Origin of the sequence: Moritella sp. (assembly GCF_013215705.1) — a bacterium.
Taxonomy (GTDB): Bacteria; Pseudomonadota; Gammaproteobacteria; order Enterobacterales; family Moritellaceae; genus Moritella.
On record NZ_JABSQR010000022.1, the window covers coordinates 40,084 to 66,893 of the forward strand.

At 40.0% G+C, this 26,810-nt stretch carries 25 protein-coding genes; 13 read left to right on the top strand and 12 right to left on the bottom strand.

Annotation, left to right across the window (positions count from 1 at the left end; translation table 11 throughout):
* Positions 1-64: 64 nt before the first annotated feature.
* Positions 65-955, bottom strand: coding sequence for a LysR family transcriptional regulator (locus HRT96_RS14895; RefSeq protein WP_293158299.1), 891 nt, complete (start codon positions 953-955; stop codon positions 65-67).
* A 197-nt stretch (positions 956-1,152) separates the two neighbouring features.
* Here HRT96_RS14895 and HRT96_RS14900 point away from each other — a divergent pair, with 197 nt between their 5' ends.
* Together HRT96_RS14900 and HRT96_RS14905 are read left to right on the top strand one after the other, a co-directional pair.
* Entirely contained in the window at positions 1,153-1,716 is a 564-nt protein-coding gene (locus tag HRT96_RS14900; RefSeq protein ID WP_293158302.1) for a cytochrome b, read from the top strand.
* A gap of 110 nt (positions 1,717-1,826) precedes the next feature.
* A complete protein-coding gene (locus HRT96_RS14905; RefSeq protein ID WP_293158305.1) occupies positions 1,827-2,414 on the top strand; it encodes a YceI family protein in 588 nt (195 codons plus the stop codon).
* Positions 2,415-2,493: 79 nt separating this feature from the next.
* Here HRT96_RS14905 and HRT96_RS14910 read toward each other — a convergent pair whose 3' ends face one another.
* Positions 2,494-3,771, bottom strand: coding sequence for a hypothetical protein (locus tag HRT96_RS14910; protein WP_293158418.1), 1,278 nt, complete (start codon positions 3,769-3,771; stop codon positions 2,494-2,496).
* A gap of 244 nt (positions 3,772-4,015) precedes the next feature.
* On the opposite strand from HRT96_RS14910, the gene HRT96_RS14915 reads away from it, so the two are divergent.
* The gene (locus HRT96_RS14915; protein WP_293158308.1) at positions 4,016-4,648 is read left to right on the top strand and encodes a GDSL-type esterase/lipase family protein; all 633 of its coding nucleotides are present in this window, start codon (positions 4,016-4,018) and stop codon (positions 4,646-4,648) included.
* Between the two features lie 198 nt (positions 4,649-4,846).
* A complete protein-coding gene (locus HRT96_RS14920; protein WP_293158311.1) occupies positions 4,847-5,083 on the top strand; it encodes a TIGR02647 family protein in 237 nt (78 codons plus the stop codon).
* A gap of 111 nt (positions 5,084-5,194) precedes the next feature.
* Here the strand turns inward: HRT96_RS14920 and HRT96_RS14925 are convergent, their stop codons facing one another.
* The gene (locus HRT96_RS14925; RefSeq protein ID WP_293158314.1) at positions 5,195-6,736 is read right to left on the bottom strand and encodes a wax ester/triacylglycerol synthase family O-acyltransferase; all 1,542 of its coding nucleotides are present in this window, start codon (positions 6,734-6,736) and stop codon (positions 5,195-5,197) included.
* 676 nt (positions 6,737-7,412) lie between these two features.
* On the opposite strand from HRT96_RS14925, the gene HRT96_RS14930 reads away from it, so the two are divergent.
* Both HRT96_RS14930 and HRT96_RS14935 read left to right on the top strand, forming a co-directional pair.
* Positions 7,413-8,012 carry a carbon-nitrogen hydrolase family protein gene (locus HRT96_RS14930; protein ID WP_293158317.1) on the top strand — a complete coding sequence of 200 codons (600 nt, stop codon included), beginning with the start codon at positions 7,413-7,415 and terminating at the stop codon, positions 8,010-8,012.
* Position 8,013: 1 nt separating this feature from the next.
* Positions 8,014-8,187, top strand: coding sequence for a hypothetical protein (locus HRT96_RS14935; protein ID WP_293158320.1), 174 nt, complete (start codon positions 8,014-8,016; stop codon positions 8,185-8,187).
* On the opposite strand, the gene HRT96_RS14940 is transcribed toward HRT96_RS14935, so the two are convergent.
* Positions 8,184-9,017, bottom strand: a complete 834-nt coding sequence (locus HRT96_RS14940) for a 4'-phosphopantetheinyl transferase superfamily protein (protein ID WP_293158323.1) — start codon at positions 9,015-9,017, stop codon at positions 8,184-8,186. The two genes, HRT96_RS14935 and HRT96_RS14940, sit on opposite strands and share 4 nt — an antisense overlap.
* A 144-nt stretch (positions 9,018-9,161) precedes the next feature.
* Here HRT96_RS14940 and merF point away from each other — a divergent pair, with 144 nt between their 5' ends.
* A complete protein-coding gene (merF, locus tag HRT96_RS14945; protein WP_293158325.1) occupies positions 9,162-9,362 on the top strand; it encodes a mercury resistance system transport protein MerF in 201 nt (66 codons plus the stop codon).
* A gap of 108 nt (positions 9,363-9,470) precedes the next feature.
* Here merF and HRT96_RS14950 read toward each other — a convergent pair whose 3' ends face one another.
* The 4 genes from HRT96_RS14950 to HRT96_RS14965 all read right to left on the bottom strand — a co-directional run bounded on the left by HRT96_RS14950 (position 9,471) and on the right by HRT96_RS14965 (position 13,585).
* Positions 9,471-10,367, bottom strand: coding sequence for an energy-coupling factor transporter transmembrane protein EcfT (locus tag HRT96_RS14950; RefSeq protein ID WP_293158327.1), 897 nt, complete (start codon positions 10,365-10,367; stop codon positions 9,471-9,473).
* A gap of 29 nt (positions 10,368-10,396) precedes the next feature.
* The gene (locus HRT96_RS14955) at positions 10,397-12,091 is read right to left on the bottom strand and encodes an ABC transporter ATP-binding protein (protein WP_293158330.1); all 1,695 of its coding nucleotides are present in this window, start codon (positions 12,089-12,091) and stop codon (positions 10,397-10,399) included.
* Positions 12,092-12,097: 6 nt separating this feature from the next.
* The gene (locus HRT96_RS14960; protein WP_293158333.1) at positions 12,098-12,646 is read right to left on the bottom strand and encodes an ECF-type riboflavin transporter substrate-binding protein; all 549 of its coding nucleotides are present in this window, start codon (positions 12,644-12,646) and stop codon (positions 12,098-12,100) included.
* Positions 12,647-12,898: 252 nt separating this feature from the next.
* The gene (locus HRT96_RS14965; RefSeq protein WP_006033523.1) at positions 12,899-13,585 is read right to left on the bottom strand and encodes a LipL32 family surface lipoprotein; all 687 of its coding nucleotides are present in this window, start codon (positions 13,583-13,585) and stop codon (positions 12,899-12,901) included.
* A gap of 355 nt (positions 13,586-13,940) precedes the next feature.
* On the opposite strand from HRT96_RS14965, the gene HRT96_RS14970 reads away from it, so the two are divergent.
* The 3 genes from HRT96_RS14970 (at position 13,941) to HRT96_RS14980 (ending at position 18,623) form a co-directional block, all read left to right on the top strand.
* Positions 13,941-15,020, top strand: coding sequence for an efflux RND transporter periplasmic adaptor subunit (locus HRT96_RS14970; RefSeq protein ID WP_293158338.1), 1,080 nt, complete (start codon positions 13,941-13,943; stop codon positions 15,018-15,020).
* 33 nt (positions 15,021-15,053) lie between these two features.
* A complete protein-coding gene (locus HRT96_RS14975; protein WP_293158341.1) occupies positions 15,054-18,149 on the top strand; it encodes an efflux RND transporter permease subunit in 3,096 nt (1,031 codons plus the stop codon).
* 306 nt (positions 18,150-18,455) lie between these two features.
* Positions 18,456-18,623, top strand: a complete 168-nt coding sequence (locus HRT96_RS14980; protein ID WP_293158344.1) for a hypothetical protein — start codon at positions 18,456-18,458, stop codon at positions 18,621-18,623.
* Between the two features lie 109 nt (positions 18,624-18,732).
* Here the strand turns inward: HRT96_RS14980 and HRT96_RS14985 are convergent, their stop codons facing one another.
* The 3 genes from HRT96_RS14985 to HRT96_RS14995 all read right to left on the bottom strand — a co-directional run bounded on the left by HRT96_RS14985 (position 18,733) and on the right by HRT96_RS14995 (position 22,657).
* Positions 18,733-19,941, bottom strand: a complete 1,209-nt coding sequence (locus HRT96_RS14985; protein ID WP_293158347.1) for a hypothetical protein — start codon at positions 19,939-19,941, stop codon at positions 18,733-18,735.
* A 490-nt stretch (positions 19,942-20,431) separates the two neighbouring features.
* Entirely contained in the window at positions 20,432-21,076 is a 645-nt protein-coding gene (locus HRT96_RS14990) for a TetR/AcrR family transcriptional regulator (RefSeq protein ID WP_293158350.1), read from the bottom strand.
* Between the two features lie 45 nt (positions 21,077-21,121).
* Complete coding sequence (locus HRT96_RS14995) at positions 21,122-22,657, bottom strand: wax ester/triacylglycerol synthase family O-acyltransferase (RefSeq protein WP_293158353.1); 1,536 nt, start codon at positions 22,655-22,657, stop codon at positions 21,122-21,124.
* 594 nt (positions 22,658-23,251) lie between these two features.
* Between HRT96_RS14995 and yjjX the strand changes: the two genes are divergently transcribed.
* Together yjjX and HRT96_RS15005 are read left to right on the top strand one after the other, a co-directional pair.
* The gene (gene yjjX, locus HRT96_RS15000; RefSeq protein ID WP_293158421.1) at positions 23,252-23,794 is read left to right on the top strand and encodes an inosine/xanthosine triphosphatase; all 543 of its coding nucleotides are present in this window, start codon (positions 23,252-23,254) and stop codon (positions 23,792-23,794) included.
* Between the two features lie 190 nt (positions 23,795-23,984).
* The gene (locus HRT96_RS15005) at positions 23,985-24,260 is read left to right on the top strand and encodes a hypothetical protein (protein ID WP_293158356.1); all 276 of its coding nucleotides are present in this window, start codon (positions 23,985-23,987) and stop codon (positions 24,258-24,260) included.
* 9 nt (positions 24,261-24,269) lie between these two features.
* Here the strand turns inward: HRT96_RS15005 and HRT96_RS15010 are convergent, their stop codons facing one another.
* Entirely contained in the window at positions 24,270-25,247 is a 978-nt protein-coding gene (locus HRT96_RS15010; RefSeq protein WP_293158359.1) for an EamA family transporter, read from the bottom strand.
* 129 nt (positions 25,248-25,376) lie between these two features.
* Here HRT96_RS15010 and HRT96_RS15015 point away from each other — a divergent pair, with 129 nt between their 5' ends.
* Positions 25,377-26,810 carry a PLP-dependent aminotransferase family protein gene (locus HRT96_RS15015; RefSeq protein WP_293158362.1) on the top strand — a complete coding sequence of 478 codons (1,434 nt, stop codon included), beginning with the start codon at positions 25,377-25,379 and terminating at the stop codon, positions 26,808-26,810.

The following is a 26,810-nucleotide window of genomic DNA, read 5'->3' on the forward strand; positions in this document are numbered from 1 at the left end:
GCAATGATGACCGTATTTTGGTGCTGAGGTCAAAGCTGACCTTTCTATTTTTGATGTATGTAAGTTAATTATTATGTTGCAGTCGTTTTAATCTCGCATGTAAAAATTCATAAAAGCATTTCACTCGGGCACTGTGTTTTGCATCTTTATGATAAACAAACCACATTGCTTCTTCTGATTTAGGCGAATTCAACGGTATCTTTACTAGCGACGGATAAAGCTTCGCTTGATGCTCTCCCATGGGGCCAATGCCCATCCCTTCGATGACGGCCTGGTTAACATCAGGAAAGTGATTGCTCTGAAATACGATTCTATCATGGTCTATGTTATCAACGACATGGCGGACAAAAGGGAGCCGGTATTTATCTGCCGTAGGTAACACCCAATAATGGTCGTTCAGGCTACTGTCAATACTCGGCTTTCCGAACTCTGTCACGTATTCTTTTGACGCATAATAATTTGTTTTAAACCGCGTTAACTCTTTAACGATTAGATCCGCGCCGTTGGGTTTTGGCCCTGCACGTAGTGATATGTGAGCGGCTCCAGACTCCAATGGCACGATATCATCTGTAGATAATACCTTGATACGAATAGCTGGGTAGATATCTCTAAACGCTTTTAGTGCTGGCGCTAACTGTGAAGAATACGAACTGATGGTGGAAATACGTAATTCACCGCTAATATTACTTTCTACATTCTGTAACTGATGTTCAAGTTTGCTGAAGCGGGCAATGAGTTCTGGCAACTCAGCGAGGAGGATCGCGCCTGCATCCGTCACCTTATAACCGCGTTGGTGTCGAAAAAACAATTTAACTTCTAAGGCTGTTTCCAACTGGTTAATACGTCGTAGTACTGTCGCATGATTGATATTTAACGATTTACCTGCTTGGCTTAAACTGCCATCGATGGCAACTTGATACGCTATTTTGTAATCATCCCAAGAAATGTTTTTCATATCAAAATTCTTTTAGTTTTGAGTTCAATTACGGAGCATTAAAATAAACAAGCGCTTATACCAGTTACTGTGAATGACGTTATTTACTTTAATAGAAAAGTTCTGTGCATTTATGCACAATAGTTTCGCATTAATCACTATTTTTTAATAGTCAAAATGACCGTATTATGAATTAACTGATGTAGGGACATACTTGAATGTTAAATAATACTAAAACAGCGTATGGCTGGGTAGCTATTTTATTGCACTGGATTATGGCATTTGCCATTTTTGGCATGTTCGGCTTAGGCTTATATATGGTTGAATTAACTTATTATGATGCTTGGTATAAAGGCTCACTCGATTTGCACAAGAGCATCGGCATTCTGTTACTTGGTTTATTATTGATTCGCACATTATGGCGCTGGATCAATATCAGTCCAGATAGTGCAGATGAGCATGCGAGTAACTTTGAGGTAACAAGTGCGCATTTGGTTCATCTCGGACTATATCTACTGATGTTTACATTAATGATATCGGGATACTTAATTTCGACTGCCGATGGACGTGGCATCATGGTGTTTGAAGCATTTACCGTACCTGCAATCCCATTCTCTGTTGACAATCAAGAGGATATAGCGGGCGACATACATGAAATTTTAGCATGGGTGTTAATCGTTCTCGCTGGTGTGCATGCCATCGCTGCGATTAAACATCACTTTATTAATAAAAATAAGACGTTAGTACGTATGTTGAAAGTAGGGCAGGCAGAAAGTAAATAACGATTAATAAATAATAGCGATGTTATCGGATTTTAATTCGGACTTAGGTTCAAATAACAAGTCGCCATGAAGACATTAAATATTAAAGGTAAATTCAAATGGGAAATAAAATGAAAAAACAAATTTTAGCCGCTGCTATTACAGCTAGTTCACTGTTCGCTGCTGTCGCATCCAATGCCGCTCAGGCTGCTGATTATAATATTGATGTTGCCGGTGCGCATGCTTCTATACAGTTTAAAATTAAGCATTTAGGTTACAGCTGGTTACTGGGTCGTTTTAATACGTTTGATGGTGACTTTTCGTATGATGCTAAATCGCCAAACGCGTCGCAGATCAATCTAATAATTGATACTGCCAGTTTAGATTCAAATCATGCCGAGCGTGATAAGCATTTAAAAAGTGATGATTTTCTGGATGTTAAGAAATTTCCGAAAGCAAAATTCAAAAGTCAAAATATCGAGTTCAGTGATGATGGAAAGGGTCTTGTTACGGGGCTATTCACCTTAAAAGGCATTACTAAGACAATTACTTTCCCAATTACAAAAGTGGGTGAAGGTGCAGATCCTTGGGGTGGCCACCGCGCTGGATTCTCGGGTGAAGCAAGTTTGAAACTAACTGATTATGGCATTACGACTAATCTTGGACCTGCATCTGCGTATGTAGATATGACGTTTAATATTGAAGGTGTGCGTCTGTAAACTTATTGTTTGTTTAGCGTTAAAGCCAGTCGCTGTTGTCAGTGACTGGCTTTATGCATTTCAATACCTGCTCGTTGGGTCAAACAGGCGGATGAATCAGCTTAATATTATGGCTCTTTAAAATTTGTCGTTCCACTACACTGGATAAGATAAACATCATTAAGTAACCGCTGCATAACGCGATAATAATGGCGACGACATTTTCGGTAAACTGACTTAATAACTGGAATGACAGCATAAGAGTGACTATACCACTGATACGGATACATAAACTGTGCATAAAGCGCCCATGCGCTTTGATATAAGCAAGTTGATAGGCATTTAGCATCATAAAAATAAAGAAGAATGAAAAATGCAGCAATACAGGAACAGCGCCATCGTATTCATGAGGGAAAAGAGTAAGCACTAATGATTCTCCAAACAACAGCATGATTAAGAAAAACACACTGCTAACAGCGAAAGACACTTTAAACACCCAGCTGCGGATCAGTTTGATTTGCTGATGATCGCCGTTTCGCACACACACCGCCAGTTCGGGTAATACAAATCGATAGATAGGAAATACGAATAACAGTGTTACATAAGTGAATACAGGGCGTACAACGACTTGGAAATCACCTAATTCATCTACACTAAAATGTCGAATGGTCAGCAGTACGGTAATGTATATCATTAAAATGCTCGCGCCAGCTTCAAGTGATGCGGTGAAACTTTTTTTCACAAAATTAACTAACTTAGGATCGAAATGAACAGCTGCTAACGGACGTGTTGAAATATCTCTACGACGTTTTTTAAACATGTAAACGGCAATGGCAAGAGATGATAGTGTTAACCCCATAAACAGTGATACCAAGGCATCTAAGTTAAACACGTAATAACAAACAAAAAACATGATTACATTAGCGAGTGGTTCTAACCAAATGACTTTATTCGAAATACTGTATAATCGGTACATGGCAATAAGATTAGTGAAATATACTTTTAGTCCCATCCCAAAGATAATACCCACCAATTGGTAATAACTGACGTCAATATCTAACTGATGTTTAATGTAGGGGATCACAACTCCCCAGGTAATAAGTACCATGGTAATTAAGCTATAGCGAAACACATTAATGATATCGCGGTCATTTTGTGTTTGTGAATAACTCACCACCATAGATGAACGAAACCCGGTCATTAAAATTAACGACAAAGAGATTAGATCGACGACGCTGTGGAACAGAGCAAGGTCATCTTTTGGGACCCAGTGTGCTAACCAAATCTTAAAACTAAAACCGATAGCAATGCTAATTAATGTGACCCAGATACCTTGGGTAAATGCACTTTTTACTCGGTCTAGTGATGTATTTTGCATAGTGGCCATGTTAGTGAATTCATTTATATGAGCACTCGTAAGTGCCAGTAATGATGGAAATAATGAGTGGTATAGTATATTGCAAGTGAAAATCATTCGCAATTGCATCACGTTATTTAAATTAACTAGAGTATGCAACCGGATGTCTGTTTTGTTGAATATAAAGATAATATAGCTAGTTTTAGTCAATTGTAGTAGTTTATTTTCAATAGTTTATTTATGAATATTTTCGGAGCTAGGGTATATGGCGAGCATAATTTGTTTTGGTGATAGTATTACACGTGGTGAAAGTGATGCTGACTATGGTGGTTGGGCTGATCGCATTAAAACTCGCTGCTTGAGTCGCATAATAAGTACAACAGTTTCTGCAAGCGGATCAGATAGAGTCAGTGTCTTTAATATGGGCATTAGTGGTGAAACCACCGATGGTTTGATACAACGTTTTCAACCTGAATTCGTGACCCGATTAGCAGACGATAAGCAAAATACAGTACTATTTGGTTATGGTGCGAACGACCTCGCTAAGCAAGACGGTAATCATCTTGTTGCCATAGAATCTTACATTGACAACTTAAGTCGCTGTATTGAGTTCTCACTTGAGAAGGGCGCTAATGTTGTATTGATTAACGTTACGCCTATTGCTGCCGAGCTTGATGGCATTCCTAATGTAAATAACCGCATCCGTAATGACGAAACCATTCGTTGTTACAACCACGCATTACTCGCATTGTCTGTGAAGTACAGTGTGAATTTGATTGATGTTTACACGCCGTTTAATGACAATAAAGAAGCCTATTTAACGGCAGATGGATTACACCCAAACAGCGCGGGGCATGAGCTGCTATATCAAGTAATAAGCTCGTCTTTGTTGTCGTAATCTTAATGTTTAAGCATTAAATAGACAGTAAGTGTTTGTGTAGCATACACAGTTGCATGAATTCTGACCTATTTGGCCTTAAGTGTTCGTTTTCTTAGATTTTTTTTGATCTACCCCTATTAACTCTGTTATTAATTTTGCAATCTTCTTTGAAGCCCCTATGATGAAACTTCTCCTATTTAAGAAAAGCGAGCAATTATGACTAACAATTATTCTGATACACTGTTTGAAGAAATGAAATTACTGGCTAAATTCCCAACAAAATCTCATTTAGAAGGCATTAAGGTTCATCATGAAGCCGGCCCCGCGGTTCTCAATGCTGCGAAATCACTTTTTGAAAAAGGGCTTATTACACGAAACGACGGTGGGTATTTAACCGATAGCGGTATTGAAATAGCAGATCACCTACATCGAGTGTTAGCACCTTTAAGCTAATATAGTGGTGTTATTAAACTTAGCACGCTATATTCAACCCTGATTTGTCTAATCAGGGTTTTCTATGAAAGTTATCTAGTTATCTAGTTATTTACCTACTTACCTATCTATCTAAGCCGTTTCATATAATCGAGAGTCTTCAGAATCAACGTCAGAACGCGAGTTCAGTGGTCCAACATTGTTGACTATGTTGTTGATGACTTCAACGCTTTCTTGCTTGATATTTTCATTGCGACTTGAATATGACAATAAGTTAATGTGATCCGTCACACTCTCAATTGCGCTATTTAACACTTCATTTTCAAGTGCAGAAAAAGCATCTTCAATGTAATCCGCTAACTCGGTCAAATCAGGTAATGCAGAGCGACAAGCGATCAGTCCAACATGAATGGAGCCGTTGTAGCTATATAACGTTATGTTCAGCGACATGCCTGGTGGTAATACTGAAATAGGGAAGCATTTCTCCATTTTTGCACCCATCATGTATAAGGCTTTACTTGGACCCGGTACGTTAGAAATCAGTACGTTCCCCATTGGTGGTAATATTGTATCCAAGTTCAATAGTTCGCTGGCTGCTGCGAGTCCTTGGCTTATTAACGTATAATTCGTTAACGCTTCTTTTGTTAATAACTTTACTTCAGTTTTCAGTTTTTGACACGATTCTTTGACGGTCATCAGGCGTTCTAGTGGACGTTCTCCTGCATAAGCAAGTTCAACTAAACTGATTGCAACTTGGTTGTTCGATAACTGGTCTGACGAATCACGCAAACTCATTGGCATTTGTGCTACAAGTGGCTTCTTAAGTACTACATCACGTGTTTCTAGGTAGTGATGGATCGCCATATCACAAACGGTTACAATCACGTCGTTAATAGTGGCACCTGTGAGACGACCAAGTGTTTTAACCCGTGCAAGTGGCAATGATGATATTGCAGCACGGCGTGCGCGCTTTGGACTAACTGAAAACGGTGTTTTAGGCGCCATGAATGGGGTTGGCATATCTGCCTTGTACATATTTGTTGCTTGGAACAGTAATTTAGTTGTTAACTTAGCCAGTGATGGTATTGATTTAACATGACCCGTTAGCGTTTTTGATGTAGCAGCCAGTATTGATAAGGTACTGGCTGCTGTGCGCTGTTTTTGTGGTCGTTCAACAGCCCAGAATGCGGTCATTGCTGATTCGGTATTTTTACTTAAATAAGTCATCAACAACTGGTTGGCTTTTGCCCCATCGGTAAATGCGTGGTGTACTTTAACGTAGATAGCAAATTTGTTGTCTTCTAAACCGTCAATGAGAGTCATTTCCCATAATGGTCGATTACGATCAAGTAATGTTTCATGCTGGTGTTCAACAAAGCTAAGTAACTGATTTTCATTACCCGGTTGTGGCAGCATTGCAAAACGTACGTGATATGACAGGTCAATATTGTTATCGTCTTGCCAGAAGTATTGGCCGGTGATTTGTTTTTTTAATTTTTGGTTAAATGGATTTTTAACATCTTGTTGTGACATTAAATTATCAAATAGGTCTCGACTGAAGTTACCCGTGTAATTTTTTGGTATAGAGAAAATTTGTAATCCTGCAACGTGTTTTGGGCTTGTTACTGTTTCTGTGTATAAAAAACCCATATCAACTAACGTGAGTGCTTCCATAGCCATTTCCTATTTTTTCATGTGATTGATCGTTTGCGTCGACCCGCATATATACCCAAGCTACTTCAAGATGCACAATCAGCAATCCGAAAGGAAGGGATATTCAAGGCATGAAGTCGAAGATTTAGTTATTCTAAATTAAGACTTCATAACGCCGAAGATTCATTATTTCGGCTTGCCCTACGGGAGGCGAGCAGGAATAACAGTACTACGTTACAATATTTGAAAATGGAATAACCATTCTCTACATATTGCGCCTTGTTCTGTTATCCCTGTTCGTCTCTGATATAGCATCTTGAAGTAACTTGGGTATTTCATCACATGTGATGTTATGACTTACTGTCACGAATGTTAAAGTTATGTGTATATTACATGACTACTCATAAAGATATATATCGTTTTGACATTAATTTACCTAAATGACATATTTATGTGACTTGTTGGCATCATTTTAACCTTATGAATTAAAAGGTTTTAACTGTTTTATTTAATGGTTGCTTTAATATCTACTATTGGATTATTATGATTTTCAGACTTAAATGGAAATATTAAACTGTACCCATTTGTTAATAGGTACATTGTTCTCGGTACCTTTGGGTTTGTTAGTTTTTAATCCTGTTAGATTATGGCTTTAAATGTCGTCGCTGTAATTCTTAGTTTGAATCAAGGAAGGTTAATGCAAAATATAAAAATTGCTGTCGCGCAAATCTCTTCGGTTGACGGTAATGTAGCGGAAAATATAGCTGTTCATATGAATGCTATTGAAAAAGCCGCATCTGTAGGTGTTTCATATATTGTATTTCCTGAGTTATCACTGACAGGTTACCTGCCTGAATGTGCCTCCAATCTTGCTTTTACTGTTGACGATAAGCGTCTTAAACCACTCATTGATATTGTAAAACTAAACAAGATAACAATAGGGGTCGGTCTACCGCTGTTAACGACGGGACTGCCGCATATTGGTTTAGCTATTATTTATCCAACAGGACGAGTAGAAAGCTACGCCAAAATGAATTTACACTCCGGTGAAGAGACATATTTTTCAGTTGGCGATAAGCGACATAGCTTTCAACTGAATAATATAACGGTCGCTAATGCTATTTGTGCTGATACTAATCATATTGAACATGCTAAAGGGTGTGCAGAACTCGGTGCTGATGTATATATGGCGAGTGTGTTAATCACGGCGGGGGGTTATGACTCCGATACTCAGTTGATGAGCAGCTATGCTCGGGAGTTTAATATGCTCGGGAGTTTAATATGCTCGGGAGTTTAATATGCTCGTAGCAATGGCTAATCATAATAGACCTACCGGTAATTGGAATCCAGTAGGCAAGAGTGCGATTTGGACAAAGTCAGGTCAACTCATTTGTGCTGATGAAAGTCAAAATGCACTTGTGATTGCTGAACTGAAGGGTAACGACTGGATAGGCCAAGTAATTAACCTTTAATCTATCATAGTGTTCACATCAGGGCCAAAGCTTGTCGTTTCAGTCGTTTTAATGAGTGGTATTGAATTAAAAAATCGCATTTTATAGTCTGTAGTTTGATTATTATTAGCTGCTCGAACTGACAAGGCGACTCGATGTGTGTTGTTTGGATAAAACAACCAGCTACGCCAGATATTGGCATCGTCCACACGGTGAGCTGCAAAGCTTAATTTAATGTTTTCAATACAACTAACATTTTCCTGCAGGTGGTTATCGGGCAGGGTAAAACTAAAGTCCTTCAACGGGATCGATAAACCTAACCCCCATGCCTTGATGTAAGATTCTTTTAATGTCCAATAATCAAAAAAACGACTCGCTTGCTGGGCTATTGGTTGGGTGAGTAAATCCTCGACTTCAACTTGAGAGAATGAGTGCTTCGCAATACTTAATACATCACTTGTGCGCTTGATATTTTCCACATCACAACCAATATCGTCATTAAGCATTACCGCACAAATGATCATATTGTCGGTGTGGCTGATATTAAAACGTAATGGCAGGGGTGGGTTAACAATCTCGGGTTTATCTTTTTCACCTTTGATAAACTTCCAGTCTGCGGGTGGCACATCTGCATAACGTGATAACAAATCACGGACAAAAGCGCGGGTGATTAATGCACTGTGCCTATCTTTTTCAAAACGAAATCGTTGCTGTTTTGTCGTTTCTTCTGGTGATAACAGACGACTATAAGTACGTAATAATTCAGGTTGTTGGATTCTTTTCGGGTCTACCGACCACAGATGAATTTCATTCGTAGCTAATGTTAGTTGATCTGTTGATGTTGAAAGCACTATTTATTCCATTGAGTGACGAGGTGTAAGCTAATTCAGTACTATATCATGAACTATAATGATGAACATAAATCATCATCTACATGAATTCTGCGGAGCAATCTCATTTGTTATCCTAGACTTAATGTCAGGGAGGGCGATTATATGAGTAGCAAGATGTTTAAGACTGGCGTGTTAGGTGGAATCGTCACCACGATTTGTTGTTTTACGCCAATCCTAGTGATCATATTTAGTGCAGTGGGTTTAGCCGCTGCGATCAAATACCTTGATTTTGTGTTGTTCCCAATGCTGGCAATATTTATCGTATTGGCAGTCGTCGGCTTCATCAAGTTACGGCATGAGTAAAGGGAAAAGGAAGATAGAGAGGAGAGAGCTAAAAGCCATTAACCGCTTTTAGCTCGTCATTTCGTTTATAAAAAGTACCTAGATAAAGTACCAGCTAAAAAGTATCAGCTAGAATGGATACCAGAATAACTCTGTTGCCATAACACGTTTGATAATAGCTAGCGTCACTACCAAGGTAATTAACCCCATCACAGCGTAATCTTGCTTGGTCATCGGCTTTAAGCTGTACCACGTACGTTTCTTATTATGACCAAAACCACGTAATGTCATCGCATTTGAGATCTCATCTGCGCGATCTAGGCTTGAGAATATTAATGGCCCTAAGATCTTGGCTACATTCCTAATACGCGACAGTACAGATACATTCTTTGATAAATCCACGCCACGAGCTTGTTGTGCATGCATGATGTTAACAAAATCATTCTTCACATCAGGTAAATAGCGCAATGTTAAGCTGACCGCATAGGCAATTTTGTATGGTACACCAAGACGGTTTAAACTTGCCGCAAACTCAGTCGGATGCGTGGTAAACACAAATACTAACGCAATGGGGAACATACTGAAATACTTCAGCGTTACTGTCAGCAGGTAATACAAGGTTTCTTGGGTCAGGGAATAATCCCCCCACAGAGATAATAACAGCGTACTTGAACCAATATACTCAACGCCTTGCTGTGGTGCTAACAAGAACATGAATAATGCGTTGATGCTTAGTACACTGGCAGTGGCAATCAATAACGGCTTGTAAACAGGAAACGGCACTCTGGTTAATTTAAGTAACGTACAGCCTGTAATGATAAGCGCGAGGATCAGGCGTAAATCAAAGGTCGTTAATACTACGGTTACCCAAGCTAAAAACAGCACAAACTTGGTAACACCATTAAGCTGATGCAGGACTGAGTTGGTATTGACATAGTTAATACCAAAATCGATTTTTTTAGTTTTATTGACGTTACTACTATTATTACGTTTTTTAATGTCGTTATTAAAAGTATTTTTATTCATATCGTTTTTATGATTCGTATTGCGCTTCATTATGCAGGCGTCACTTCAGATTTAATAAACTGTTGCATAAAACCATCGGTATTGTCGATACCAACCGCATTGGCTAATGTATACAGACTCGTTACTTTTAAGTTTGCCCGGTCAAGTAGCACAGGGTCGCTGAACACTTGTGAAACCGGGGCATTGGCAATCAATTTGCTTTCGGCAATAACAAGGGCACGTGTGGTGTATTCTAGCACTAGATGCATATCGTGAGAGATGATAAGCACAGTAATACCGAGCGTTTTGTTTAGCGTCTTAATAAATGACAGCATCGATGTATAGTTACGATGATCTTGTCCTGCGGTTGGTTCGTCTAAAATAAGTAACTCAGGCTCTAATGCTAAAATTGAAGCAATCGTTACGCGTTTTTTCTGGCCATAGCTAAGTGCTTCAATTGGCCAGTGGCGATATTTAATTAAGCCACATAAACCCAGAACGTGTAATACTTTTTCTTCAACAAATGCTTCGTCATGGCCACGGTTGCGTAAACCAAATGCCACTTCGTCAAAAATCATGTGATGAGAGATCATATGATTCGGGTTTTGCATCACCACGCCAATCTTTTGAGCGCGTTCAAAGATAGACAAATCAGCCATATCTTCACCATTAAACTTAATACTGCCGGTATCTGGTGCGATAACACCCATGACTAGTTTGGTGATGGTTGATTTACCCGAGCCGTTTTTACCTAAAATAGAAACAAATTCACCGCGATTAATGCTAAACGAAATACCTTCCAGGGCATTCTTTTCGCCAGTGTAAGAATAGGTTAAATCGTTAATTTCGAGTAATACTTCGCTAGTCTGTGGTTTGACAATCGGGGCTTGCGCATTAAACCAATTGGTTAATGGTGTTTGATATTTCTGTAGGTCCATCTTTTCGATATAAGCAGGATTATCTGAAATTGAAATGGGACACTTCGCCGCTTTTAACGCTGTAATATAGAGTGGTTCACGAATACCGTGGACTTGTAATAGTGGTGAAACGATTAATTTGTCAGGGCTCATATCGGCAATGATTTGACCACGTTCCATTAATATCACGCGATCGACGTGGCGGTGTAGCACATCTTCAAGACGATGCTCGATAATGATAACGGTTTTGCCTGTATCTCGATGTAGCTGATCGATAATTTCGATAGTGGCTTTACCGGTTTTCGGGTCAAGGCTGGCAAGGGGTTCATCAAATAACAGGATGTCAGTATCATCAACCAATATTCCCGCTAATGATACTCGTTGTTTTTGACCACCTGATAATGCATACGGTGAATGATCAAGTAACTCATCAAGATCAACCATAGCCGCGGTTTTCTGCACGATAGGTAACATTTCAGCTTGAGAAATCATGTTGTTTTCAAGCGAAAATGCAATATCTTCACCAATACTCAAACCGACAAACTGGCTGTCGGTATCTTGTAATACAGTGCCTACTGCCTCGCTATAATCTTGCATACGTAACCCTGATACCAGCGTACCATTGATGGTTAAGGTACCAGACATGTCGCCTTTTATCGCATGCGGGATCAGACCGTTTAAGCATTGTCCAAGGGTAGATTTACCACTGCCACTTGGACCAATAATGACAATTTTCTCTCCTTTCTCTATCCTTAGATTTATGCCTTTTAGTGTCGCTTTATCCTGCGAAGCATATTTAAAAGAGAAGTCAGAAAATTCGATAGTCATTGTTGATTAACCCTCGGTCAGATTACGGCTTTGTTTCTTACGTTTTGCAAATGCAGTCAGTAGAATGTAGCCAACCATACCTATTAATATCGTATTACCTGCAGCAATAATCGTTAATTGAGTCATTACTTTGCTAAATGGTTCTGCGTAAAGAATGGTATCGAGTAGTGCTGATACGCCATAGCCGACAGTATTACCGATTAAGGCAAGCACAACAAAGAGTGCCATATCTTTCATCGAGAATTGACCTTTTTCTAAACGACCTTTTGTTAGTTTAGGGAATAAGCCGATGATAAGACCAACAATACCTGAGCCTAATACCCACGTTAACCAAACACCCCAGCCAGAGAATAAATCAGTAACCCAATGACCAATAAAGCCTACTAAAAAACCAACTAATGGACCAAATAATACCGAGAAGAGTGCAAGCACTGCCATCGCAGGTTTAAGTGTAGTATTTGCAAATACCGGTATACCAAACATCGGTAACCCGCCGATGCCATATAAAGCAGCACCAATCGCAATCACAACAACAGTTTTAGCTGAAAGATTCATATAAGCCTTGGATATAAATTAACACGGAAAATTTAAGGTGCGAATTGTACAGGAATACAGGCTATTAAGGAAATAAAGTTAAAGTGGTTTTCTTTTAACCAGCGTTTAGGTTATTAGTTTGTGTGGGTGTGTACATTGTGCTTAATCGTTGCGAATAGCTACATACAGGTAAAAATATAAACGGCGCAAGAGGCGCCGTTTAATTAGATTATTTCAGGTATCATGACGACTACCGAGTTAATTAAAAAAGGATTAACCTTCTTTGTTAACGAGTTCATGTAATTCTTCTAAAGAAGCTGCGATTTTAACACCTGGAACGTTTGTACCAATAGTTGCTTCAAAAGAGCCTTCAATCGCTGAGCGGAATGAAGTGAATGAGATGCGGTATACACCACGAACAAGCGCTTTAGTTGGGCTGCTTACTTCAGATACTTGACGTAACAATGAGTTATAAGAAGAACCACTTGGGTTAGCAGGTAATTCAGAAGTATCGTCATTATAGTTTAATGCTTGAAGTACTTTACCGCCTTTATTGATTTTTGCATTATCAACAATGTTTAGGCGATCAAGTGTAATATATGTATCAAAATATTTATTTGGATCAGATTGAAGACTTGCTTCAAATGTGCTCTGTACGAAATCGCCTTCAGCTGGCGTTGCTTCAGCTGGAGATATCATAGATACACCAATTTCGTCAATGACAGCAGGAACCCATGCATATAAATAATATGCTGGTTTACCTTTAATTTTACCATCTGGCGTTACACTATCATCAACATAACCAAAATAACTCGTATAGTTAATATAGGGTGCACGTACTTCCATACCCGCTATGCTTTCTTTATTAGAGCTTTTTAGGTGTGGGCCAGTAGACATACAACCTGCAAGTGTAACGATTGCTAATAATGGTAATAATTTAGTTGCAATTCCTTTTTTCAAAATTCTATCCTTAAATCAATATATAAATGAGTCGCCAGTATATTGTATTTATTCAACCGTTCACGATCATCACTTGATTCAACACTAATTCAACACTAATTCAATACCAATTAATCAGTGAAAATCAGACTTGACGCCAATTTTCAATGTATAAACTTAGCACTCGCTAATGCTTGAGGTTTAATACTAAAGTGATACTTAAAATAACGACCACCGTCATGTAATTAATACTCATGAGTGTATTGTATACCGTCATCCGTTCACATTTTTTGATACAAAAATATATCGGATATTTTAGATAATCCTTAATTTTCAGCTAAAATACAGTGATGTAGTCGAGTCATTTGGAGTGCCAATGCGATTGTATTTACTGAAGGTGCCATTATACATCCTGCTATTGGTCGTTCTCTGTCCAATTATTCTTTACGCGGCAGCAGATAAAGATCCTCCCCCGAAAAACTCAGGTCCGCCTCCTATGTTGGTGGAAGTCAGCCAAATTACCCGTGGACCAGTAGAGCCTATGGTCAAACTCGTTGGCAGTATTAGCTATACACGAGTATCACGTGTTGCTGCAGAGGTTGCTGGCATTGTTAAAACTATCCACTTCACGGCTGGTTCTCGAGTCAAAATCGGTCAAGCTCTAGTCACTTTGCGCTCTGATTTACTTGAAGCCAGACTCGCGGGTGTTCGTGCTAATTACCGACAGTCCCAGTTTGAACTGGAGCGCGCAGATAAAGATTTACAGCGTATAAAAGCGTTATACGCCGATAAATCAATTTCCGAATCTCTGTACGATGAACACTATTATCGTGTACTCGCGCAGAAAAAACGCGTTATATCTCTTAAGGCAATTCTCGACTATCAGCAGTTACAAATACAAAAGACCCAGATAAATGCCCCTTTCAGTGGTTTGATTCAAGCAAAGTTGACAGAGCAAGGGGAGTGGGTTGACATCGGTGGTCAGATTGCCGTGGTTGCTGATGATAAAGATATCGAGGTTGAAGTTGATGTTCCTGGGCACTTGTTAAACTTTTTATATCCTGGTCGCCAAATTTCGGTTCGCAGTGGCGGCAAAGACTACACCAGTTTGTTTGTTCACTTTATTCCTCAAGGAGACGTAGCGACACGGACTTTCACCGTCAAATTAAAGCTTGAGCAAGGCAAAGATTTAATTGCAGGCATGCAAGCACTGGTTAGTTTACCGAGTGGTTCCAAACTTAACAGCCAGTTAGTACCGAGAGATGCAGTTATCAGACAGTTTGGTAAACCGGTTGTTTTTCTTGCCGTTGATGGCAGAGCTAAGATGGTTACGGTGCAGATCTTGGGGTATAAAGGGTTGCTTGTTGCGATAGAAGCGCCTGAAATAGCCGACTTCCAGCAAGTTATTACCAGAGGTAACGAGCGAATACACGACGGCCAGGCTATTCGATTTTAAATCGTTGATCATTAGACAAAACCGAGATTGCTTATGGACATTATCCGCTTCTCAATTTTAAAACCTGTCACCATTTTGGCTGGTATTATCATGCTGTTGCTGTTCGGTATTATCAGCCTGACGCGGTTACCTTATCAGCTCAGCCCGACGGTGATCGAACCGGAGATCCAGGTTAAAACTAGCTGGCGCGGTGCGACACCTTACGAAATTGAACGTGAGATCATTGAGGAGCAGGAAAACATTCTTAAAGGTTTGCCTGATCTCATCGAAATGGAAAGTGAAGCGAGCAATGGTCAGGGCAGTGTTACCTTACGTTTTAAGGTCGGCACGAGTGTTGAACAAGCGTTGTTGCGAGTTACTAACAAGATCAACGAAGTGGCTTCTTATCCTGCCGATGTTGATAACCCTGTCGTGAATGCCTCTGGTGCGACCGCGTCCCCGGTGATCTGGATGATCCTGAAAACGAAAGACGGTAATCAACGTCCGGTGCAAACTTACAAAACTTTTTTTGAAAATGAAGTTCGTCAGCATATCGAACGGGTGAACGGCGTGTCAGAGCTGTTTGTTGGTAGCGGAACCGAAGATCAGATGCATGTGATCATCAGTGCCGAGAAGCTGGCAGCATACGGGTTAACTATTAATTATGTGATCGAGGTGATCCAAAATGAAAATACCAACATATCGGCAGGTACGTTGGCGGTGGGTCGGCATGATTTTCGCGTTCGTACCATTGGAGAATTCAAATCGGCTGAAGACATCGCTGCTGTCGTATTACGTTCTACCGGGCAGCAACGGGTATTACTGGGTGACGTAGCTGAGATCCGGCAAGATTATGCTAAGAAAAACTCTGTTGTTTTACATAATGGGATCCCGGGTATTGCCATTGGTGTTCGTCCGGAAACGGGCACTAACATTCTTGATATGACGAATCTGGTGGAAGCGCGCTACCAATGGTTAAACGCAAACACGCTCGAAGCCGAAGGTCTCTATCTAGACTGGGTTTATGATCAACGGTTCTACATTAACGGTGCGATTGATCAGATCCAACAAAACATCCTGTTTGGTGGCTTACTTGCCGTGGGTGTATTATTGCTATTTTTACGCAGTGTCCGCGCGACTATCGTTGTTGCTACGGCTATTCCAATCAGTGTTATCGGCACCTTTATTTTTCTTGATTTGTTGGGTCGTAACCTCAATGTTGTTAGCCTCGCAGGGATCGCCTTTGCTGTTGGTATGCTGGTGGACAATGCCATTGTGGTTATCGAAAATATTGTGCGACATCGGCAGATGGGGAAAACAGCGTTCGATGCAGTTCTGCAAGGGACTAAAGAAGTATGGGGGGCGGTGCTGGCATCAACAGTTACCACCGTTGCGGTATTTTTACCTGTGGTGTTTATTGAAGAAGAAGCGGGGCAGTTGTTCCGTGACATCGCGATCGCCGTTGTTGCCGCGGTCTCGTTAAGCCTGTTTGTATCGGTATCAGTGATCCCTATGTTTGCCTATTGGCTGTTCAACGGTCAAAAACAACAAACAGACAACAAACCTACGTTTCTCGATCGCCTAGGTCAACGCTTGTCAAACGGATTGATAGCACTGGTGACGTTGGTGATCCGTAATTGGCTAACCCGGATCTCGACTATCGGTTTGCTTATTTCGTTGGCAATGATTTCTGTATGGCTGTTAACGCCAAAAATGGAATATCTGCCACAAGGAAATCGTAACCTAGTACTTAATATCTTGATACCTCCACCGGGATTATCGACAGCGGAGCGGGTGGAAATAGGCGAGCGTTTTTTTGATATGGCACTGCCACATATCGGTGCCGAAGTCGATGGTGTCCCCGCGATAAAAAATATGTTCTACGTCGGTGCCGAGGGGTTTATGATTTCAGGTGCCATCAGTGAAAAATGGGATCGTGCCCGCGAATTACTGCCTTTTTTTACCGAGCTTATTTACAGTATTCCAGGTATGTACGGCGTGAGTTTACAGCCTGGCGTATTTGAATCAGGACTGGGTGAAGGACGTGCGATAAAACTTAATATTAGCGGTAATGATCTGAATAAAATTGTCACCGCTGCTGGGGCGTTGTTCAATATGATTCATACTGAGTTAGCTGGCAGTCAGATACGACCGATACCGTCTATTGAACTCACCTACCCAGAAGTGCAAATATTGCCGAACCATGACCGCTTACGGGCTAATAATATGTCGAACCGTGATTTAGGCATTGCACTGGACGTATTGATGGATGGCCGCGTTATTGGTGATTTTAAACAAGAGGGCAAAAAGAAAATAGACTTGATCCTAAAAGCGGCCGACAGTGATTTTCCCACCCCGCAAGATCTTTATCAGGCGAATCTAGCCACCCCCGCTGGTAAGGTAGTGCCGGTTTCGTCATTAGCGCAATTACAACAAACCACAGGGGTGGCTTTGATCCGCCATCTTGAAACAAACAGAACTGTGACGCTGCAGATAACGCCGCCCAACTCAATGCCATTACAAAGAGCAATGGAAATCATTGAGCAACAGATCATCCCACTGGTGAGTGATATGAACTTACTTAACGGCTTGCAAATCGATATGAGCGGTGCTGCCGATAAGCTAGTGCGGACCCGTGAAGCGCTACAGTGGAATTTTTTACTGGCAGCGCTGATCGCCTACTTGTTGATGGCCTCACTGTTTGGTAATTTCATTTATCCATTAATTATTATGTTAACAGTGCCGCTGGCCGGTGCTGGTGGTTTTATTGGCCTCAAGTTACTGAACATATTTATTGTACCGCAGCCAATGGACGTATTAACCATGCTGGGTTTCGTTATCCTTGTCGGGGTGGTGGTGAACAACGCGATCCTGATTGTCTATCAAGCGCTGAACAATTTTCACTCTGGGGGAATGGATCATCAACAAGCTGTGCTTGAATCGACCCGCAGCCGACTGCGTCCGATATACATGAGCGCGACCACCAGTATTTGTGGCATGTTGCCGTTAGTGCTGATTCCCGGGCCGGGTTCAGAGCTTTATCGTGGACTGGGTAGCGTCATTCTCGGCGGATTGGCGGTTTCAACCGTGTTTACTATCTTTGTCATTCCGGCCATTTTGGTCGTCGCTATTCGTATGGAAAAACGTTAATCATGTTACGCTATCCGCTAGCATCTCATAGATCAAACGTTACAACTGTTTGGTATGCCTGATGCGATCACGGCACAGTGCTTTATACAGCGCGGGACCAAATAAACGTTTTAGTGTGAAAGGCGATAAAGGCAGTTATGAAAAACAGGGCTTAGATCCGCAAGACGATCGCTTAAAAGCCGGGGTGTTACCGACCGAACCAAGTTGGGCTGATGTTTCAGCCTTAACAAGGCTTATCAACTATAATAAGTGTATTACTTTTATCATCAATGAACATCATGTGTGGTGGATTTATAGGATATCACTATGGAAGATAAGCGATCTGTTTATACCTGCTTACAAGGCGTTGGTATTGTTTTTAGTTTTATTTTTGTCAATGATATAGTTAATGGACGTTGGTTCGATGTTGGATTGATGTTTGTCGTCGTTATGATTGCATTAGTAGTGGTAGATAAAATATCAAAGATTGAATAAGATCGATTATTGATGCCGCTGTAGTTTTTTTATCGCGTCCTTTTGTCAGCGATGGCTTGGCATTTGCTGCCACCCCTGACTATTTGTCTACGACACTGATTTTCAGATATTACCTGTCAGTATATTTAGCAAGATAGAAATCAAAGTTGTTATTAATAAAAGTACTGTAACCAACATACACGTCGTTACCTTTACGGACGATTTTTCCTGTTCGTTGTTGTACTTCGTATCCGGTACTTGCTATCGCAATTAATACACCATCCGCATTATATTTTTCATTATTACCATTACCGACGACGAATACGCTGCCGTCATCGCCAAGGCTGATCGCACTGATTTCACCTTGTTGACTACTTGAATGCCAAATGACATCCCCGTTGGTTTGCATTTTAATTAGCTCTCTATTTGAAGCATCCGAGAATGCAATAAATAATTCTTCTTGTACATTCTGTTGAATAATCACGGGACCGGGCAGTGCATAACTGTCGTGGTTACCATATACGTTATTACGCCATAATAATTGGCCGTTAGCATCGATTGCTTGAATTTGTAGATTACGATCTTTGGTCAAAATGATAGAAATAACAGAACCGTCAGCTAAAACTGTGGTTGCAGCTTCTGCAAATGTGTCTTCAGTTTGTGCTTGGGTCCATTCTAATTGACCTATTGCATTGTATTTACTGATGCCGTTACGACCAGAAACATACATATTATCATTTGTATCTAGCTCAATATCCCAAGCTTGTTGGTCTGGGTGCTCAATATTTAACAGCTGTTCACCGTTAGTGTTATAAACTTGAGTACTAAGCCCAGTTACATAGAGTTTATTATTTTTAAGCTCAAGGTCTCTCACGTCATTTTCATCGCTGATTATATGTTGCCAAATGATGTTGCCGTCGCTAGAAAATTTAGCAAGTAATGAAGCACGAGGTCCTTGGTCATGGTTTTGTAGATAGGCAGTTGCGGTGACATAAATATTGTCTACATCATCAATAACCATGGCCGTAATATTTTCATCACTACGTGATAATCCATAGGTAACATCATGTTCAACTGTCCATAGGGTGTCGCCAGATGCGTTGTATTTTACTAACAGTATATTTTGAGTTCTGTCGGTACCTGTTTTGATTGTTTCTCCTGCCAGCAGTATATTCCCCGCATTATCTATGGCTTGCGCAGATAACCATTCTACCGTTGGTGCTTCTGTTTTACTGTTGTCATAAAATTGGATCCAGTCAGGAGTAATGAAAGTGACATTGCAACCACTTAAGGATAGAGCTGTTATTAATATGCTGGTTTTTAATATCGATTTTTTCATTGAAACGTCCTTGCTGAATGAATTTATGAGGGTAAAAAATACATATTTAAATAGGAGTTTTTACTCTAATTCAAATAATGATAACAAGAATGAATAGGTGTGACAATGATGTTAACCGTTATTAAATCAGTTGGTTATGTTATTTTACCTGTTATTTTTAATTGTCGGGTTTTTGTGGGGTTATATAGTGTTTTATGTTTCTATTTGCGTTAAATTAACTGATGGTGGGCTTAAGAAAATAGTATTATAAGTTAAATGATAAATCATCAGGTTGCGATGTTGAATATGTGTAAGTTAAATTGTTATTTATTTAATAATCAAGTGTTTAAGTTTTAGTTCTGGTAAGCGTTGTGGTTTCCTGGGAGGGGGACGTTACAGAGTATACACTGTTGATAAAGCAACCAGCTGCTGACGAAAAAAACCTAGTAACTTGATAGTCACTAGGTTTTTAATATTTAATTATAAACGATAAATCAATATTTTTAACTAACTAACTAAACAGGCTCGTTGCTTCAACTGGATTCAGCTCTACTTCATGTAGGTATTTTTCTTTTGATTTATTAGAAAAATAAGGTTCTACTAACATGATAATACGCAAGACGATACGCTGAGTTATTACTTTTAGATCGTAATCTTCTTCAGCTAATTGTGTATCCAGTGAATTTGTGGCAATCAAGCATATAGTATCAGCCATCGAGCTTTGCTGTGCCTCTGTCATTTTGATTTCACTGTTCTCGTTTAACGACGTAAGCATCTTCAAGAAAAAACTATGATGGTTATGGACCAAGCGCATAAAACGACGTTTCAATAACTTATTTCCATCAAAGATAACTTTCATGTCGCGATAGAAGAATGAATATTGTTGAATTAAACCAACGTATACATTTAGATATGCCCAGTAGTCTTCAAACGCTTGCACATCATCTTCATAGAATGACATTAACTTATTAATGGCCGCTTCGTATTCATAAAACAGCTCAGTTAATAACTGATCTTTACCATTAAAATGATAATACAAATTACCTGGGCTTATTTCTAAAGCATTCGCAATTTCAACCGTTGATACTTTGACGTGTCCGTACTGGCTGAACATTTCTAAACTACACTGTAATATCCTATCACGTGTTTTCATCATTTTTTCCTAAGCTGGATCTGATACTGTTGGATTTACTCCACCATGTTAAGTTGTTGCTTCTACTACTACTACAGCGGTATTCTCAGCACTGATATCGGTGTTAGTTTCAGCCAATATCTGCTCGATAATAGTTAAGGTTTCTTGTTTAATATCAGAGTTCTCACTAGGCTTTGTTAATAGTGAAATTTGTTCTGATACTGAGGAAACAGCACTTGTAAGTACCTCATTTTCTAATTCAACAAACGCATTAGTCACATAAGCAGCAAGCTCAGTTAAATCAGGCAGTGCAGAGCGGCATGATACGAGACCAACATTGATTGTTCCGTTGTAGCTATATAACGTTATGTTTAATGACATCCCCGGTGGTAATACCGAAATAGGGAAGCATTGTTCCATTTTCGCACCCATCATATATAACGGCGCTTGTGGACCTGGCACATTAGAAATAAGCACGTTACCCATAGGAGGTAATATGGTATCTAAATTTAAGAATTCGCTAACAACAGCAAGACCTTGGCTCGCCATTGTATAACTTGTTAATGCTTCTTTGGTCAGTAAACGAGTTTCATTTTTTAACTTGATACACGAATCTTTAATTGTCATTAAACGTTCAAGCGGTGATTCGCCACTATAAGCTAATTCGACTAAGCTGATTGCGACTTGGTTGTTTGTCACTGTATCGTTAGCGTCTCTTAAACTCATGGGCATTTGGGCAACAAGCGGTTTTTTAAGTTTAAAATTCTTACTTTCAAGATAGTTATGAATCGCCATATCACAAATGGTGACGACAACATCATTGATCGTTGCACCTGTCATTTTGCCAATACGTTTAACGCGTGTTAACGGTAGTGATGAAATAGCGGCGCGACGGGCACGTTTTGGACTGACTGAAAATGGTGTTTTTGGCGCCATAAACGGTGTCGGCATATCCGCTTTATACACATTCGCGGCTTGGAAAAGCAACTTGGTGGTAAGTTTAGTCAGCGATGGAATTGATTTGATTTGATCTGATAGTTTCTTCGATGTTTTGGTTATTGAAGTGAGCATACTATCAAGCTCTTTTTCTTTCTGCTCGTGCTCAACATTCCAAAAAGCGGTCATTGCCCCATCTATATTACGGCTTAAATATGACATTAATAGTTGGTTGGCTTTTGCACCGTCAGTGAAAGCATGGTGTGCCTTAAGATAAATAGCGAATTTGTTATCTTCTAACCCATCAATGAGTATCATTTCCCACAGCGGTCTGTTTCTATCAAGCAGACTTTCATGTTGGTGTTCAACAAAATTAAGCAACTGACTTTCGTTGCCTGGTTGGGGCAGCATGGCAAATCTTACGTGATAAGACAGATCAATATTATGATCTTCATGCCAGTGAAATTGGCCTGTCAGCTGTTTTTTAAGTTTTAAATTAAAAGGTGCCTTGACCTCATCTTGTGACATTAAGCAATCGAACAGATCGCGGGTAAAGTTACCCTGGTAATCTTCTGGCACAGAAAAAATCTGTAATCCGGCTACATGTTTAGGACTGGCAACTGTTTCTGTATATAAGAAACCCATATCAACTAGCGTGAGTGCTTGCATGTAATTTAATCCCTATGTAGTAAATCCATAAAATAGAGTGTTTAGACACTAAGCTCTATTTTGTCTTTTTTCTATATCTATGTGGGTATATGTTAGTTTATTGTTTACGACTTGTAAATAGTGACAGGGTGTTAAATGTTATTTTAAGAGCATGAAAGTAATATTAAATTTAATTGAGGTTGTGTAATAACACAATTTTATGACGTTATTTGTTAATTTTATAACTAAACTGATATAGCTATAAACCTTGTAGCTATATCGATTTGACTTGCTGGTGTTAAGTGCATAGCGTCATGTCATCGGTAACTCATTAAGCTAAGATCTTAATCATTTGAGTGATAATTTTGATTGGCAGTTATAAGTTGGTTGTTTTGCACTATGGTGATAATATCGGGTTGTAGTCAGCATAGTTCAATAAAAAAGTCTGGGAACAACACTAAAATTAATGCGCCAACAGCCAAACTTGTTTATGCTCAGCGGCTGTTATTATCACAATATAGCGATTGGCGCGGTACTGGCGTGATCTTATCGCGTTTAGATAATCCCTATTGGAATAGCCACTACTGGCAATCAAGAAGAGTTAATTTATAAATGATAGAACAGAAATTAATTAAAGTTGTGGTTGGGTCTAAAAATCCAGTAAAAGTAAACGCCTCACGTAGCGTTATCGCCGCCTTGTATCCTGATCATGATGTGGAATGCGAAGGCGTGGATGCTCCTTCTAATGTACCAGACCAACCAATGGACGCAGCAGAAACCCGTGACGGCGCGATTAATCGTGTTAAGTATTGCCAACAAAATGCTGAAGCTGACTTTTATATTGCTATCGAAGGCGGTGTGGATCTGCTGGACGATGGTCCTGCTACATTTGCATACGTGGTCATTGCTAATAAAGAGCAGCAGTCTGTCGGCAGAAGCGCAGCGTTACCATTACCTGCACCTATTTATCAGTCGTTACTCGATGGTGAAGAGTTAGGCCCTGTGATGGATAAGCTTTTTAAAACTGTCAATATTAAGCATAAGGGCGGGGCGACTGGCTTGTTAACCAATGGCCATGTAACACGCGAAAGCAATTATACCCAAGCGCTGACTTTAGCCATGGCACCATTTTTATACCCTGAGCTTTATAACCTATGATCGTTATAGTTGCACTTTTATAGTCTACGACCTTGGTATATGGACTCTTGGATTTAGTCGTACTTTAGTCCGTTACCTGAACACTTTGTAATTTAGTGTCAATAAAACCCGTATATGCTATTGATAATCATTCTCAATAGCGGGTATGATGAATACATGGAGTGTCAGTACATTTATAAAGGACTTAATCATGTCTTCTAAGGTTAATTTAAGTATATCGACTCGGAAGTTAGCTGAGTTGATTCAGGCGGGTCACCTTTGTGCCGCGGATTTCAACTGTTTAGACCCTGAATCGAAACAGCAAGTTTGGCAGCTATGTTTGTGGAGCTGTAACAAACGCGTCCATTGCACTAAATCATGTACTCAGCAATGTAATAGCGGGTATTGCGAAGGTGCTAAAACTACGATCAAAAATAGTACGGTTACCAGTGATCAATCAACATTTATCACAGTTAACGCTGATTGATCGTTGAGGTTATGACTTTATAAACCGCTTTAATGCTACTAAGGGCACTGTTAACCGCTCGATTAACCGCATGAGCAACGGTGCGAGCAATGGTATTAGCACGCCAGCCATAATCAATGAAAATGCAATTATCTTGTTTATTTCTAATTGTTCATCGTAAAATATAACAGAGCCCATTAATGCAAAGATAGGCACTAATAGTTTAAATGGACTCATTACGCTGAGCGGATATTTAGTTAGCATTTTATTCCATACCCAATAACCTAATAATGTGGTTGGATAAGCCTGGAACAGTACCGAGGCGAATGCGGTTGAATTGAGTGTGGTTAATTCGCTATACAAACTCACCCCATTGACTAAATATGCCATTGCAAACAGCGGTAGTGGTGCAAATACACAAGACCAGGCCACAAAAGCAAACATATCTTTAATCGCCAATTTTTTAACCATTAAGCTAATGCTGCTAAAGCCTATAGCACCTATGAATGCAAATATAAAGCCTACTAAGGTAACAGAGCCGTCAGTTATATTGGCAATGAAAACCAGCCCAAGTAGGGATAAGAGCAGACCAAGTTTAAGACTTGTACTGATACGTTCTTTTAGAAAAACCATTCCCATTAGTACACTAATGAAGGCACTAAATTCTAAGATGATGCTGGCGATGCCTGCAGATAACCCTGTATAAATAGACATTGACATCATACCCCATACCCCAACACCAAATGTGATGCCATAAAGCACTATATAAAACCAGCGGACATCTGGTTTTCGCACAAACAAGATCGCAGGAAATGCGGCAAAGGTGAAACGTAATCCTGTTAAAATAAAGGGATCTATGTTGTCCACACCAGCCTTGATAACAGAGAAGTTAAAGCCCCATAGACATGTTATGGCGACAATGATGATTAAGTGAATTGGTGATATTGATCTTCCGTGTGTCGGTATTATTGATTTTTCGTTCATAGCTACTATCAATTTTTTATGCATAATCATACTCCGTCGTTTTAGTGTTTGACTAGTATGTCGTGTTGATAAATAATAAACAGATGCACTTTTTGTGATTTTTTAGAGTACAGTTAAGCTTCTTATGGATAATTGGCTTTGAGGGCGGGACGAATGGCAGCACGGTATATTACAATTTCAGATACTATTATTAACGACATTGATAACGGTTTATTACTTATCGGCCAGCGTATGCCGTCGTTAAGACAGTTTACTCGGCTGCATGATGTGAGTATGACTACGGCCAATAATTGCTATCAGCGTTTACTCGACTTAGGCTGGTTACATGCCAAACCGCAGATAGGTTACTTTATTACCCAGCCGCTGAATAAACAAAGCACGCCGGTATACCCTCAATTTAACGTGAAGCTTTCTAAGCCGAAAGTCAGCCAATCCATCGACCAAGGCTTGCGTGGTCCATTTTATACCGCACAGTTGCCTGCTGATCTGTTACCGCAAGCAACCTTGAGTCGCTGTTTACGACGTGCAATTCAACGAGCTGGTGCAGACCTGTTTGCTTATCCCGATTATCAAGGTGATATTGCGCTACGTACCGCCTTGGCCAATCATTTTTCACTCCGACATTTTCCGTTAACAGCAGATAATTTAGTGATCACTAATGGCTGTATTGATGCGGTTCGCAGTGCCATCGAGATCACCACGAATCCTGGAGATACCATTGCCGTGTCATCTCCTTGCTTTAGCGGGTTACTGGATTTATTGGAGAACATGGGCCGGTTAGTGATCGAGATTCCGTGTTATCAGGCTCAGCTCGATTTAGATCAACTTGAAGAACGGCTTAAAGCTAAGCGTATTTCTGCCTGTCTATTCAGTGCCAATCATATTAATCCACAAGGGTTTTGCCTGAGTAATAAACAAAAGCAGCGTATCGCTGAGCTGGCTGCATACTACCAAGTCCCTGTGATTGAAGATGACATTTATTTGGAATTAAGTTATTCCAATACCACACCTTTACCGATTAAATATTGGGATAAGTCAGGTTGGGTATTGTGGTGTAGCTCGGTTTCGAAAACGATTGCAGCGGGTTATCGTTTGGGCTGGTGTGAACCAGGACGTTATTTTAATGACTATTTACAGCTACGTAATGTGCAGTTTTTTGGGGTCAATAATATTGTTCAGCATACGGTTTGCGAGTTTATTAATACTGGCCAATATGCGAAACACTTGAAGAAGTTAACTACAACTTTGGCGTCCCATGCGCGACAGTATCATGGCTTATTACGAGAATTGTTGCCTGATAATACTAAAATCAGTGTAGCGGAAGGGGGGATGGTTATCTGGTTACAGCTTGATAATATGGATAGCCAAGCGGTACTGAGTGAAGCATTAAAGCAAGGCGTGTCTTTTCGTGCTGGTAGTGAATTTACCACGCTTGCGTATTATCACAACTGCTTAAGGTTAAATATTGGCTGGCCGATTGTGGCAAATGCAAAGGACACGACGAACAAACAAGCTGCAGCACAGGCGTTAAGCGCTAAGCTTGTTATCTTGTGTGAACTGATTAACGCCAATGTTGCAGTTAAGTAA